The 13,163-nt window shown below is 72.0% G+C and carries 15 protein-coding genes; 8 read left to right on the top strand and 7 right to left on the bottom strand.

What is annotated here, in order from left to right:
- Together ACVNF4_RS23430 and ACVNF4_RS23425 are read left to right on the top strand one after the other, a co-directional pair.
- A partial coding sequence (locus ACVNF4_RS23430) for a hypothetical protein (protein WP_461804841.1) occupies positions 1-221 on the top strand: 221 nt, incomplete at its 5' end.
- An 85-nt stretch (positions 222-306) separates the two neighbouring features.
- The gene (locus tag ACVNF4_RS23425) at positions 307-645 is read left to right on the top strand and encodes a hypothetical protein (protein WP_461804840.1); all 339 of its coding nucleotides are present in this window, start codon (positions 307-309) and stop codon (positions 643-645) included.
- On the opposite strand, the gene ACVNF4_RS23420 is transcribed toward ACVNF4_RS23425, so the two are convergent.
- The 3 genes from ACVNF4_RS23420 to ACVNF4_RS23410 form a co-directional block, all read right to left on the bottom strand.
- Positions 646-1,326 carry a DUF305 domain-containing protein gene (locus ACVNF4_RS23420; protein WP_461804839.1) on the bottom strand — a complete coding sequence of 227 codons (681 nt, stop codon included), beginning with the start codon at positions 1,324-1,326 and terminating at the stop codon, positions 646-648.
- An 80-nt stretch (positions 1,327-1,406) separates the two neighbouring features.
- Positions 1,407-1,823 carry a DUF6153 family protein gene (locus tag ACVNF4_RS23415; RefSeq protein ID WP_461804838.1) on the bottom strand — a complete coding sequence of 139 codons (417 nt, stop codon included), beginning with the start codon at positions 1,821-1,823 and terminating at the stop codon, positions 1,407-1,409.
- A gap of 62 nt (positions 1,824-1,885) precedes the next feature.
- Positions 1,886-2,518, bottom strand: coding sequence for a DedA family protein (locus ACVNF4_RS23410; protein ID WP_461804842.1), 633 nt, complete (start codon positions 2,516-2,518; stop codon positions 1,886-1,888).
- 217 nt (positions 2,519-2,735) lie between these two features.
- Here ACVNF4_RS23410 and ACVNF4_RS23405 point away from each other — a divergent pair, with 217 nt between their 5' ends.
- Positions 2,736-3,269, top strand: coding sequence for a superoxide dismutase family protein (locus ACVNF4_RS23405; protein ID WP_461804837.1), 534 nt, complete (start codon positions 2,736-2,738; stop codon positions 3,267-3,269).
- Positions 3,270-3,306: 37 nt separating this feature from the next.
- On the opposite strand, the gene ACVNF4_RS23400 is transcribed toward ACVNF4_RS23405, so the two are convergent.
- Positions 3,307-5,190, bottom strand: coding sequence for an FAD/NAD(P)-binding protein (locus tag ACVNF4_RS23400; protein ID WP_461804836.1), 1,884 nt, complete (start codon positions 5,188-5,190; stop codon positions 3,307-3,309).
- A 303-nt stretch (positions 5,191-5,493) separates the two neighbouring features.
- On the opposite strand from ACVNF4_RS23400, the gene ACVNF4_RS23395 reads away from it, so the two are divergent.
- Positions 5,494-5,844 carry a helix-turn-helix domain-containing protein gene (locus tag ACVNF4_RS23395; RefSeq protein ID WP_461804835.1) on the top strand — a complete coding sequence of 117 codons (351 nt, stop codon included), beginning with the start codon at positions 5,494-5,496 and terminating at the stop codon, positions 5,842-5,844.
- Between the two features lie 59 nt (positions 5,845-5,903).
- Positions 5,904-6,719 (top strand): hypothetical protein, encoded by an 816-nt coding sequence (locus ACVNF4_RS23390; protein ID WP_461804834.1) that lies wholly within the window; start codon positions 5,904-5,906, stop codon positions 6,717-6,719.
- Here ACVNF4_RS23390 and ACVNF4_RS23385 read toward each other — a convergent pair.
- A complete protein-coding gene (locus ACVNF4_RS23385) occupies positions 6,707-9,655 on the bottom strand; it encodes an AfsR/SARP family transcriptional regulator (RefSeq protein WP_461804833.1) in 2,949 nt (982 codons plus the stop codon). The two genes, ACVNF4_RS23390 and ACVNF4_RS23385, sit on opposite strands and share 13 nt — an antisense overlap.
- Before the next feature lie 297 nt (positions 9,656-9,952).
- Between ACVNF4_RS23385 and ACVNF4_RS23380 the strand changes: the two genes are divergently transcribed.
- On the top strand, positions 9,953-10,138 hold the full coding sequence (locus ACVNF4_RS23380) for a hypothetical protein (protein ID WP_461804832.1): 186 nt from the start codon (positions 9,953-9,955) through the stop codon (positions 10,136-10,138).
- A 114-nt stretch (positions 10,139-10,252) separates the two neighbouring features.
- On the opposite strand, the gene ACVNF4_RS23375 is transcribed toward ACVNF4_RS23380, so the two are convergent.
- Entirely contained in the window at positions 10,253-10,897 is a 645-nt protein-coding gene (locus tag ACVNF4_RS23375; RefSeq protein ID WP_461804831.1) for an HNH endonuclease family protein, read from the bottom strand.
- 357 nt (positions 10,898-11,254) lie between these two features.
- Here ACVNF4_RS23375 and ACVNF4_RS23370 point away from each other — a divergent pair, with 357 nt between their 5' ends.
- Both ACVNF4_RS23370 and ACVNF4_RS23365 read left to right on the top strand, forming a co-directional pair.
- Positions 11,255-11,836 (top strand): TMEM165/GDT1 family protein, encoded by a 582-nt coding sequence (locus tag ACVNF4_RS23370; protein WP_461804830.1) that lies wholly within the window; start codon positions 11,255-11,257, stop codon positions 11,834-11,836.
- Between the two features lie 143 nt (positions 11,837-11,979).
- Complete coding sequence (locus ACVNF4_RS23365; protein WP_461804829.1) at positions 11,980-12,654, top strand: HAD-IA family hydrolase; 675 nt, start codon at positions 11,980-11,982, stop codon at positions 12,652-12,654.
- A gap of 121 nt (positions 12,655-12,775) precedes the next feature.
- Here the strand turns inward: ACVNF4_RS23365 and ACVNF4_RS23360 are convergent.
- Positions 12,776-13,163 (bottom strand): peptidoglycan-binding domain-containing protein (locus ACVNF4_RS23360; RefSeq protein ID WP_461804828.1); only part of this gene is annotated, 388 nt, incomplete at its 5' end.

Raw genomic sequence — 13,163 nt, 5'->3', positions numbered from 1 at the left:
GTCGGCGTGCACCCGGCACCAGCTTCGGGCGCGCGGACTCGCCGGGCGCCTGTCCCGTCGAACCGGCACGGCAGCCGGAGGACGGCGACGCCGCCCGCCTCGGCCGACGGCCTCCCCCACCTCAAGAACCCTGGCTCGCCGACCGAGTCCCCGCGTGGCCACGCTGGCCGGCGCCGGACAACCCGGCCTTCGAGACGAGTGGCCACCAGACCTCGTCGTAAACCGGACGAACGTTCGACTACCCCGTTCGTGTGAACCCCGTGAGGAACTCGCTTCGCAAAATCGAACAGGCGTACCATTAGCGCTGTGGCGAAGACCTATGACTTTCCGAGCGACCTGCGCGCCGGTCAGGAGGAGCTGCATCAGGTCCGGGCCGAGCTGTCGGCCCTGCTGAAGCGGCTGCCCTGGTCGGTCGTGCCGCTGGACGGGTTCAGTGACAAGGAGGGCTGGCGCAGGGTGGAGCGCCCGGCCTCGCCGGGCTGGACGCGGGACGAGCAGGCGGAGGTGGAGAAGCTGCGCCGCCGTGAGCATGAGCTGGCGGTGTTCGTGACGGGACACCGGTTCTGGACGGAGGTGGAGACGGGGGAGCGGGTGGCGGCCCGTTCACGCCTGAAGCATGCGCACGAACCGCCACCCGAACCGTGACTACTTCTTGCCGAGGAAGCCGTTCATCTCGGTGATCTCAGCCTGCTGCGCGGTGACGATCGCGTCGGAGAGGGTGAGTGCGGGAGCGTAACTCCCCTTGGCCTTCTCGGTCTTGGCCATCTCGATCGCACCCTTGTGGTGTTCGATCATCATCTTCATGAACTGGGTGTCGAACTCCGCGCCGGACGCCGTCTCCAGCTTCTTCATGTCGGCGGCGCCCATCATCCCGGCCATGCCGTCCATGCCGGACATCCCCTCCATCCCGGCCATGCCGGAGTGGTCCGCCTTGCCGTCGGGGACTTTCTCACCCCACGCCTTGAGCCAGCCGCTCATGGTCGCGATCTCGGGGTCCTGGGCCTGCTGGATCCGCCCGGCCAACGTCTTGACCTGCGCGGACGACGCCCGGTCGGCGGCCAGCGCCGCCATCTCGACGGCCTGCCGGTGGTGCGGGATCATCCCCTGCGCGAAGGTGACGTCCTGCGCGTTGTGAGCCCCCTCCGAGGCCCCCTCCGAGGCCCCCTTCGAACCGCCCTGCGCAGCGGACGCGGACGGCGACACCGCCGAGTTCGCCCCGTCGCCCGCCTTGTCGTCCCCACTGCCCCCGCAGGCGGTGAGGAGGAGGGCGGCCACGGCGGCCACGGTGATCTGGGCGGGCCGGATACGGCCGAACTTGCTGTTCATTGCGTGAACTCCTGCGTACGGAAGGTCTTTCGGGCGCGGCAGCACCCCACGCCGACACGGGACGTGGTGTGCGGGCGCCTCTAGATCCGCAGGAGCTGGAGTTCGGCGAGCGACGGCGGAGCCCTCGCGGCCTGACGCGAGACGCAGGCGGCGGTGCGGAGGATCTCGTCGGGGACGACGACGCCGACCGGGTCGGGAACGGGTCCCGCCAACTCCGGCGCCCCGCCCACCTTCGCCGCCGCGCAGGTCGCGTCGGCATGCCGGGCATGCGCACCACAGTGCCCGTCCTCGGGGCACCCGCTGAGCGCGGTCCCGTCGGAGAGGCTCTCGGGGGCAGCCGCGGTCGTCCCACCACTCTGCCCGTGCCCGACGGCATGCAGCCCTCCGGGCGCCAGCCCGTGCATCGCCAGCAGCCCCACAAGCACACCGAGCACGCACACGAACGCGGGCCACCCCCGCAGGGGCGACCGCACGGCGCACGGCTCGGCTCGGTTCACGGGCGCCATCCTAGGGGGTGCCGACGTACCCCCCAGGGGTTACCCCGTCGATGTGCCCCGGCTCACGCCCCCGCCTCAGCCCGCCCCTTCTGAGGCCGCATCAAATACGCCGCCCCCGCCCCCGCCCCGAACAACGCCACCACGGACACCCCGGTCGACAGCCAACTGGCCCCCAGAAAGTGCGCCCCGTAGTACCCGAGAGCCACGCTGTACCCCGCCCAGGCCATCCCCGAGAGGACCGACCACGGCAGGAAGTCCCGGACGCGGCGGTGTGCGGCGCCGGAGACGAGGGAGACGACGGAGCGCCCGGCGGGGGCGAAGCGGGCGAGGACCATCAGCGGACCGCCACCGCGCGCGAGCGCCTCGCCGAGACGTTCCTGCGCCGTGGTGAGCCGCCGGGACCGGGCGATGGCCCGGTCGAGCCGCTCGCCGCCGCGCCAGGCGAGCCGGTAGGCGACGAGGTCGCCGAGCACGGACGCCGTCGTCGCGGAGAGCATCAGGAAGAGGATGTCGGGCACGTGCTCGGGCACCTGTCCGGCCACCGCCGCGCCCGAGCCGGCGGCAGCCGCCGTCGCCGCCGTGATGACGAGCACACCGCTCGGCAGCACCGGCAGGAAGACGTCGAACAGCACGGACAGAGCCACAACCGCATAGATCCATGGACCGCCGGTCAGCGACCCCACACTTTCCAACACCACGACTCCCGTGACTCCCCCGATGACAGCCAGACAGCGTACGCCCAAGGAGTGACAGAAGATCCAGCGGGGGTACGTACGACGCGCACGGAATGTTCACTCGAACGGCACGTTTCGAGAGGTGCGTGAGCCCCGTGTCCCTTAACAACGGAACAAGGGGGTAGCGATCGCGCTGAACCGAGACAGACTCCGCGAACTTCAGGAACGGTGAGCAATCATGCTGGCAGTCATCTGTGCGGGCGCCGTCGCCGCGGCCCTTGCGGCCGGGCCCGGCGCGGCGCGTGACGTGGTCCTGCGGGCCGACGCCCGGTTCGCGCCGCCGACCGCGTTCGTCCCGTCCGACGCCGTCACCTACGACCAGGACCTCGTCCCCGCGGGCTCGTCGATCGAGGTCGTGCAGCGGACCGCGAACGGCGGCGCCACCGTCGTAACCCTCCGGGTGAGTGGTTTCCCCGCCGGTCGCGCCTTCGGGGCGCATGTGCATCAGAAGGCGTGCGGGGCGGATCCGGCGGCGGCCGGCGGGCACTACCAGCACGTGCCGGGGACGGGGCCCGAGCACGTGAACGAGGAGAACGAGGTGTGGCTCGACTTCACGACCGGGCAGAGCGGCTCGGGAGTGGGCGCCGCCTCGCACTCCTGGACGTTCCGGCCGGGCGAGGCCGCGTCCGTCGTCATCCACGACGAGCCCGGGACGAAGGGCGCGCGGGTGGGCTGCTTCACGGTGCCGTTCGGCTGGACCGACGCGAGCTGAGCCCACACCCCCAGGCGCCCCCGTAGCCCCTCCGGCGTCAGACCCGTAGTACTTCGGGGTCGGACGACACCACAGGCGCCCCCTTCTCCGCGACCACCCGCAGTACCGCCCGCGCCACCGCGTCCGCGTCCGACAGCGTCACCGAGTCCACCCCCGGACGCGCCCCCGCCGCCGTCACCCAGTGGACCCCCTCGGTCGGCACCCCGAAGGCGAACCGCCGGGGATGGGCCGCCCCCTGCCGGTCGAGGAGGTGGTAGGGGCGGGCGGAGACGTCCACGCCGCCCGTTGTGTAACCGCCTACTGCGTGCGCCCGGCACTGCCCCGTGTCCCGCAGGTGGGCCAGCAGGGCGTCCCCGGTCGCCTGGAGGGCGGGTTCCGGGAGCCGTGCCTCGACGAGGGTCGTGACCCGGACCGCCGAGCCGGGCACGTCGGGGGAGCGGGCGAGCCAGGCGCCGTCCTGCGGGGTCACTTCGAGGCGCGGGCCCAGCACCTCCACGACGCCCGCCTCCAGCAGCGCCGTCAGCTCCTCGATCCGGCGCCGGGGCGGGCCGATGGACAGGAACGCGTTGAGCGGCGTGTACCAGCGGTCGAGATGGTCGCGCCGCGAGTCCCCCGCGAGGCCGCCGTGGTCGACGACGAGCCTCAACTCGTTGCGCAGATCCCGCAGTACGTCCAGGGCGGCCTTCAGCGGCCCCTCCACATTGCCCCGCGCCGATTCGGCCGCGTCCGCGCGGAGATACCCCAGCAGCCACTCCCGCCACTGGCCGCGATGCGCGAACTCCTGCCCCGCGTAAGGCCGGGAGACCCGTTCCCAGTCCCACCGGTCCCCCTGTGCCACCCCGAACTCTGAGAGGAGCAGCGCCTCTTGGGGATCGCCGTACGGCACGGCCAGGTAGCGCGCGGCGAACTCGGGACGCCGGACGAGGGCCGAGTAGTACACCGTCTCGACCTCCTTCGCCACCAACGGCCAGACGTCGCGCAGGAAGTCGGGTGCCGCACCGGAGTCCGTGCGCCTGCGGAACGCCGAGATCACCTCCGGTGTCAGCACCTCGGGCAGATGCCGCCCGTACGGTCCCTTCGCGTTGTCGCCGCGCGCCTGGTACGGCAGCCCCCGCCGCGACCCGGCGTAGATCCGCGGCTCCCGCCCCGACGGCACGTACCGCAGCCCGCCGGCCTCGTCCGCGACGTACTCGCCGCCCCGGCCCGTCGTCAACAGGGCCATGTGGTCGAAGAAGTTGAGCCCGAGCCCCCGCAACAGCACGGCCTCGCCCGGCGGTACGGCCCCGAGGCCGACGTCGGCCGGGTTCGCCGGCGGGATGTGCCGCAGCGCATGCCGCTTCGCGTGCTCGGCGTCGCGCCGCTCGGCCGCCGAGGGCAGCGCCGGGAGATGGCCCTGCGCGAGGACGACCGCCGAAAGACCGGGCAGCGTACGGCCGTTGTCGAGGACGAGGGTCTGCCGGCCGTCCGCCGTGTCGTCCAGGCGGATCGCGCGGGCCCGGTGGGTCTCGACGCGGACCGAGGGGGGCGCCGTGCTCAGTGTGCGGGCGAACACCCACTCCAGGTAACGGCCGTACAGCGCGCGGGTCGGGTAGTCGTCCGGGCCTATCGCGCCGTCCGCCCACTCGTGCAGGCTCGGGCCGGGCAGGATCGGTCCTGAGCAGTTCACGCTGTCGTCCGTGAACAGGGTCACCTGGGAGGCGACGGTGTTCATCAGCAGTTCCCCCGACTGCGCGGTGCGCCAGACGTGGCCGGGGCCCGGTGGGGCCGGGTCGACGACGTGCACGGTCAGCCGGACGCCCGGGGCGAGCAGGTCCGGCGCCGAGGCGCAGAGGCGTTCCAGGACGCTGGTGCCGCGCGGACCGGCACCGACCACGGCGGCCGAGAGCGGCGCCGGTTCGGCGGCGGCCCGCTGCTTGGGCACAGAGAACACAGTGGACAAAGGTGGACTCCCAGGCGTGTGGGGGCGCGACGGAGCGGAACGCCCCCGGAAGGGGACGGACACCCGTTCGGAGAACGGACGGCCGCCTCATCATTGCCCTCGCTCGTCACGGAAGCCAACGTGGGTCCCTGCGGTCACAGTTCCCCCACATGGAAACGTGAAGGAAACCTTTGCCGAAAACACCGCTGATCCGCCGCTGATCCGGTCTTGATCGAGCCCTGCCAAAGTGAGGGTGACCGACACCGCTCACCACCTGGACGACCCGGACCGAAGAGGCAGGCACCCATGGCAGCTCCCGAACTCCCGGCCGCCTACCGGCCCGTTCCCCCGCACCACCGGCACCGGGCACCCGCGGCCCTCGACCTCGACGACCGGCAGCGCAAGCTCATCGCGCTGCTGTACGCCGGGCACACCGACACGAGCGCCGCGCACCGGCTCGGGGTCAGCCCGCGGACGGTCACCAACATCCTGCGCGCGCTCATGGACCGGCTCGGCGTCGACAACCGCTTCCAGCTCGGGATGGTGCTCGGCTCCCGGCTGCGCGTCCCGGACCGCTCCGCGCAGGCGTCGTCGCCCGTCGGCGGGGTCCCGTCGCCCCGCCGCCCCCAGGGCAGGCCGGCGGCCGGACACCCCTGACGCCCCATGAGCCCACGGGGGGCTCGGAGATCCGCCGTGCCGCGAACCGAGAGGCCACAGTGACCAGTTCAGTTTCAGTGCAGCAGGGCGAGTCCGGGTGTGCGGGGGGCGAGGAGGACGTCCCGGGCCGGCTCTACGGCAGGCTCACCGACGCGTTGCTCTGGACCGCGTTGCAGCAGTCCGTCCTCTCCCGGCTCCCGCACCCGTTCACCTTCGTGGACGTCTCCGCCCGCGCGGGCCGCTGGGCACGCCGCATCGCCTCGGAGTACCCGCACAGCACGGGCGTCCACATCGCCCCGACACCGGAGTCCGCCCACGAGGCACGGACCCGCTCGGACCGTGCCGGGTACGGCCGCCAGGTGCGCCATGTCGCCGCGCGGCCAGGGGAGTTCGCCGGACTCCTGGACGACGGTGACGGCTACGACCTGGTCTTCCACGACTGTTCTCCACTGAGCGCGTTCCCCCAACCGGAGTCGGGTCTCAGGGAGTTGGCGGGCCTGATGGCCCCCGGCGGCCTCATGGTCTCCTTCCTGCGCAGCCGTTGGCACACCGCCCTCGAATACCTCGGCCACGGCGACCTCCCCTCGGCCCTGCGCAGCCTCGCCGGCCACGACCCCGGCGGCCCCGGTGCCCCCCACGCCCACCTCTTCACCCCCGGCCAGATCCGCCTCCTGTGCATGTCCCTCGACCTCCGCCTCGACACCCTCACCGGCTTCCCCGGCCTCCTCCCCTCCACCGGCCCCCTCCACGACCAGGAGGCGACGTTCACCCACGTCCTCAAGATGGAGCGCGAACTCCTCATCGACCCGGACTCCGGGGCCCGCGGCGCGAACCTGCTGGCGGTGACGTCCCGCGGCGGGCCCTACGGGAGTTGACGCCCCTTCGCCGAAGGCGGCAGAGCCAGCAGGAGCCGGCTGGCCCGGCGTTCCTCGGGGAGGCGCAGCTCCGCCATCATGCGATGGCACTCGGTGAGGGCGGCGCGTGCCGCGTCGGGGTCGTCGAGGTCGAGGCGGATACGGCCGAGGACCAGCAGGGCCTGGGCCAAGTTGCGTGCGTCGCGGGCCTGTTCGCACATCTCGACGGCGCGGACAGCCTCCGCCAGCGCCGACTCCGTGTGCCCCAGGGTGCGCAGGGAGTCGGCGAGCCGGAACCGCGCGCTGGCCTCCCGGCTGGTCAGGCCCGCCTCCGAGGCGAGGGACAGGCACCGCTCGTACCAGCCGACAGCCGTCACGGGGGCGCCCAGCGTGTGATGGGCGTACCCGAGGACGTAGAAGGCGTACGCGGCGCCCCCGGGGTTCCCGCACAGCGCGTGCGGGTCCGCCAGGAGTTGCTCGCAGACGGCGACGGCGCGCTCCGGATCGCCCGTACTGACGTACAGGAGGGCCGAGTTGAGGGTCGTGGCGACCTCGCCGGTGACATGCCCGAGCTGCCGGGCCAGCACGATCGCCTCGTCGTAGCAGGCGATGGCATCGGGGTACTCCCCCCTCAACTGGTGGGCGAGACCGAGGTCGTTGAGCGCTTGACGGAGGATCACACGGTCTTCGGCGTGCCGGGTCAGCGCGACCGCGCGGGTGGAGTGCTCGACGGCGGCGGCGAGCCGCGCCCGCCCGAGGTGGATGTTCCCGCTGAGGAACCGCGCCCGCCCCTCGGCCCGTTCGTCCCCCGCCAGCACGGCGGCCCGGGTCAGGCCGTGGATCGTGGAGTTCCACGCGGCATGGCTCGTGTCACCCCAGTACGGGCTGAGCGCGATCAGCAGATCCGTCGCCGGTGCGAGCCACTCCCGGTGGTCGCACGCCCCCGGCTCCGCCTCCGACCACTCCCGGGCGGCCTGCTCGGCGACGGCCAGCGCCGTCGCCGTCTCCGAGACGGCCCACGCCCGTGCTTCGGAGAGCCCGCGAAACCGCCGTCCCGGCATCCTGGCCCGGCTGAGCGCGTCCTCGATGGGATCGCCGGGCACCGCGTGCCGGAACGCGTCCACCGCCGACGCCAGCAGCGAGTGCAGCAGCCGGTGGAGCGGCTCGCGGTACATGTCCCTCGGCAGCTTCTCCCGGGCGAACGTCCGCAGCAGGCTGTGGAACCGGTACCGCCCCGCCGACGGCGCCTCCAGGACGGCCGCGTCGACCAGTGACTCCAGGAACTCCTCCGCGTCCGGCTCGTCCACGTCGAGCAGCGCGGCGGCGCTGGCCAGCGACAGGTCGGGACTGCTCACGCACGACAGCAGGCACAGCGCGTGCGCCTGGTCCGCCGGGAGTTGACGGAACGTCACGTCGAAGACGGCCGACACGGTCAGCTCGCCCGCCTTCAACTCGCTGAGCCTGCGCCGCTCGTCCGCGAGCCGGGCGGCCAGCGACCGGATGGACCAGCGCGGCCGGGCCGCCAGCCGCGCGGCCACGATCCGCACGGCCAGCGGGAGATACGCGCACGACTCCATCAGCGAGGCCGCCGCCTCCGGCTCCGCGCGCACCCGCTCCGCACCGATCGCGTGGGTGAGCAGTTCGAGCGCCTCGTCGAGGTAGAACGCCTCCAGCTCGACCTGGAGCGAGGCCGGCAGCCCTCCGAGCCGGGTCCGGCTGGTGATCAGCACCCCGCAGTGCGCGCTGCCCGGCAGCAGTGGCCGGATCTGCGCCGCGTCCCGGGCGTCGTCCAGCACGATCAGCACCCTGCGCTCGTTCAGCACGGTCCGCAGCAGCGCCGTCCGTGCCTCCGGCGACTGCGGGACGTCCTCGGGGCGGGTGCCGAGCGCCTGGAGGAACCCCGCGAGGACGCTCTCGGGGGCGGGCATCGCGCCCAGGTCGGCGTACAACTGGCCGTCGGGGTACGCCTCGCGCACCCGGTGGGCGACGTGCAGCGCCAGCGCGGACTTGCCGACGCCGCCCATCCCGGCGAGCACGACGACCGGGAGCGTCGGCCTGTTCTTCGCGTTCATCGCCGAGGTGAGGGCCTGGGCGACATGCGCGCGGCCGATGAAGTCGGCGGGCTCCGGCGGGAGTTGGGCGGGCGGCAGGACCGGCGCGGCGGCCGTGCGGTCGTCCGGCTGTCCGCCGGGCTCCGCCGGGTCCAGGGCGGCGTCCAGCTCGCCGCTGAGTATCTGCCGGTGCACGGCGGTGAGTTCGGCGCCCGGTTCGACGCCGAGTTCGTCGACGAGGAGCCGGCGTGCCGCGTGATAGGTCGTCAGGGCGTCGGCACGGCGGCCGGATTGGGCCTGCGCGCGCATCAGCAGGGCGTGGAGCCGCTCCCGCAGGGGATAACGGCCGACCAGTTCCACCAACTCGGGAATGCACAACTGCCCTTGGCCGAGATTGAGCACGGTGTCGAGGCGCTCTTCCTCCAGGGCGAGCCGGGTCTCGTTGATCCGGTCGCGCTGAAGTGCCGCGTAGGGGCCGGGAATCCCGGCGAGCGGTTCTCCTTTCCACAGGGCGAGAGTCTGTTCCAGGCAGGCCAGCGCGCGGTGCGGACCGTCGGCGTTGATCGCCTCCCGGCTGATTCGCTTCGCCTCGTACCAGTCGATGTGTTCGTCCTGGACGACGAGCCGGTATCCGTCGCCCACGGAGACCAGAAACTCCGGGGACTTGCTGTTCGTTTCCAGAATCTTGCGCAGCCGCCAGGCGTAGGTGCGCAAGGTGGTGAGCGCGGAGGTCGGGATCTCCTCGCCCCAGATCGCCGCCATCAGGTCGGCCGCCGACGCGGTTTTCCCGCGGCGCAGCAGGAGGGCGGCGAACATGGCCTGCTGCTGGGGGTTTCCGAGGTCCAGGTCGGTCGAGTCCCTGCGCACTTCGAGAAAACCGAGAAGGGACACATGGAGGACCGCCACCGGGTCACCTCTCTGGTCGGGCCGGGCGCCGCGCGGATCATCCTAGCCCGAGAGGTTGTGGCTTCAAGCAGTCGTAGCGGGAGATTCTCTCTCGATAAGGGGGGATTGGTCGCACGATTACCGGCGGGGAGGCGAATTCGGGGATCCGGTGAACGTGTGGACACTTCCTGTCCGGAATCCCGTGCCGGGGTGAATCGCCCGGTCTTCGGCCTCCGTAGATCCTCCGCTGATCCTCCACTGACGGGCTCCGGTGAGAGTGATCCCGACAGCCGGACCTTGAGTGACAGGAATACCCAAATGCTGCACCAGATAAGCGCGTTGAAGAACACCCTGCTCCGCACCGCCGTCCTCGTGGCCCTCTTCGCCGCAGCGGCCTTCACCCTCGCCCTGGGTTCCACCGGGCACTCCCACTCGGCGGTCCGTGCGGGCGACTCTTCCGGAGTCGTCGTCTACACCCCCGACTGGAACAGCACCGGTTCCTGAAATCTCTCTTCGAATTCGACACGCACATGGGGATGCGCGACCAAACGCACCCAAAATGCATCTCCATGGCGTGTGAATATTCCGCCGGCACGAATGCGGTCGGCCGGTGCGGGCTCAGCAGCCCGCGAGGTAGCCCGTCAGCGCGGACTTCTCCGCGGAGTCGACGGACAGGCCGTAGTAGTACTTCACCTGCACCCACGCGCGGACGTACGTGCAGCGGTAGGAGGTGACCGAGGGCATCCACTCGGCCGGGTCCTTGTCGCCCTTGGCCTGGTTGACGTTGTCGGTGACCGCGATGAGCTGCGGGCGGGTGAGGTCGTTGGCGAAGGCCTGCCGCTGGGCGGTCGTCCAGGCGCTCGCGCCGGAGTCCCAGGCCTCGGCGAGCGGGACGAGGTGGTCGATGTCGAGGTCGGACGCGGCGGTCCAGGTGGCTCCGTCGTAGGGGGAGAACCAGGTGCCGCTGGTGGCGGCGCAGGAGGAGTTGGTGACGACGTTCGACCCGTCCCTCTTGAGTACGGTCTCCCGCGTGTTGCAGGTGCCCGAGACGGTGATCCAGTGCGGGAAGAGGTCCCGGTTGTAGCCGGTGCGGTCCTCGGCCGCGACGGTGAGCTGGGACAGGTAGCCGCGGGCGGTGGCGGCGCTGACGGGGGTGGGGAGCGCGGCGGACGCCGTCGGGCCGTTGAGGGCGCCGACGGAGGCTATGAGCCCGGTGAGGGCGGCGACTATGCTGAGCCGTCCACGCGCGTAGAACTTTCGCATGCGAACTCCCGTGGGGTGTGGGGGTGTTGGAGCGGGGGGCGAGGGAATGCTCGCGAGCCCGTGTTGCGGTGAGGTGTGCGAACGGTAAGAAGTTAGTGACGCGCACATGACAAGACAAGGGGTGTGACCCTGTACGATGGACGGCGCAGAAGGGGAGTAGCTCTTCGCCGGACCGTCGACATACTGCTCAGCTCGCCTGAGCCGGCGCCCGGAGGCGCCCCAGGGGATCCCCCCTAGGGGCCGCCAGCGAGACCTTCGGCAAGCAGTGCACAGCCATGTGTACTGCCCTGCCGAGGTGTCTTCGCAGCGAAGGCCTACGCACTCTCGGCGGGGCAGTTCCCGACCGATTGAGGAACCTTGATCAGCATCAGCGTGACGGCGCTCGTCTTCGGCGTCGTCTTCCTCGCCGAACTCCCGGACAAGACGGCCCTCGCCGGACTGGTCCTCGGCACCCGCTACCGCGCCTCGTACGTCTTCGCCGGGGTCGCCGCCGCCTTCCTCCTCCACGTCGTCCTCGCGGTCGCCGCCGGCAGCGTCCTCACCCTCCTGCCCCAGCAACTCGTCCACGCCCTGACCGGCGTCCTCTTCCTCGGGGGAGCGGCGATGCTGCTCCTCAAGGGGGACGACGGCGAGGAGGAGGTCCGCCGCCCCGAGGACCAGTCCTTCTTCAAGGTCGCCGGCGCCGGATTCATGCTCATCCTGATCGCCGAGTTCGGTGACCTCACCCAGATCATGACGGCGAACCTCGCCGCCCGGTACGACGACCCGCTCTCCGTCGGCCTCGGCGCGGTCCTCGGCCTGTGGGCCGTCGCCGGGCTCGGCATCGTCGGCGGCAAGGCCCTCATGAAGCGCGTCCCCCTCGGTCTGATCACCAAGATCGCGGCCCTGTTCATGGTGGCGCTCGGCGTGTGGAGCCTGTGGGAGGCGATCGCCGGCTGAACGGCCGGTGAAGTTTCCGTCAGGCGGTGGCGGGCGGCGGGATCATTTTGTACCGTGAAGGAACAAAGTGGTTCCCGCTCGTTCTCCCTGACCGGCGGGCGGGGCCACCTTGGTCCCCCGGCCCCGGCTGTCTGGAGTCCCGCATGTCGCTCCCCGAGCCCGTTGTGATGCCCGCCCGCGCACTCCTGCTCGACATGGACGGCACCCTCGTCGACTCCCACGCGGTGGTCGAGCGGATCTGGCGGCGCTGGGCGAAGGAGCACGGACTCGACGGCGACGCGGCGCTGGACGTCGTCCACGGCCGCCAGGGCCACGCCTCGATGGCCCTCCTGCTGCCCGGCCGCCCCGTCGAGGAGAACCTCGCGGACAACGCGCGCATGCTCGCCGAGGAGACCACCGACCTGGACGGCGTCGTCCCCGTCCCCGGCGCCCCCGCGTTCCTCTCCGCGCTCGCAGGCGTCCCGCACGCGCTCGTGACCTCGGCGGACGTCCCCCTCTCCACCGCCCGCATGGCCGCCGCCGGCCTCCCGCTGCCCGCCCTGCGCATCACCGCCGAGTCCGTCGGCGCCAGCAAGCCCGACCCCGAGGGCTTCCTGAAAGCCGCCGCCGAACTCGGCGTCGCCCCCGCCGACTGCGTCGTCTTCGAGGACTCAGGCGCCGGCATCCAAGCCGGCAAGGCCGCCGGCATGCGCGTCATCGGCATCGGCGAACGCGCCACCGCCCACCCCGCCGACATCGTCGTCCGCGACCTGCGCGACGTCGCGGTCGAGATCGACGGCGACGAGATCCGCCTGCACGTCCGCGCCCTGCGCGCCTGAGGACGCGGACGACGGTGCAGTAACCGATTTCTGGACGGCGGGCCCGGACTCAGGGTGCCGTCGACGGCGCGTTCGAGGCGCGGCCCTCGTCCGACGGGTCACCGCCGGGGTCCTCACCCCTTCAAGGTTCCTTCGTCTCCTTCTCAAGACGCTCGCGCGTCGCCGCCCCGTACACCCCTGGCTGGTCGCCGGTGATGTCCCGGTTGCGCTGGTACTCCCTGAGAGCCGCCTCCACCTGCTCGCCGAAGACGCCGTCCGCGGGCCCGGAGTACAGCTTCGTCTGAGCCAGCCGCAGCTGGAGCTCGCGCACCTGGGCGCCGCTGTCGCCGCGCCGCAGGACGGTGACGCTGCTGGCGGTGGGCGCCTTGGCCCGCTCGTCGGAGGCCGGGCCGGAGGGGGACTCGCCGGCCGCGGGGGAGTCGCTCGCGGTGGCCGAGGGGGACGGGGAGTCGTCGGTGGCGTGGGTGCCGCCGGCGGTGATCTGGCTGGGCCTGAACAACTCGATGATG

This window comes from Streptomyces sp. S6 (assembly GCF_054880855.1).
This window is presented reverse-complemented; position numbering and strand designations above follow the sequence as displayed.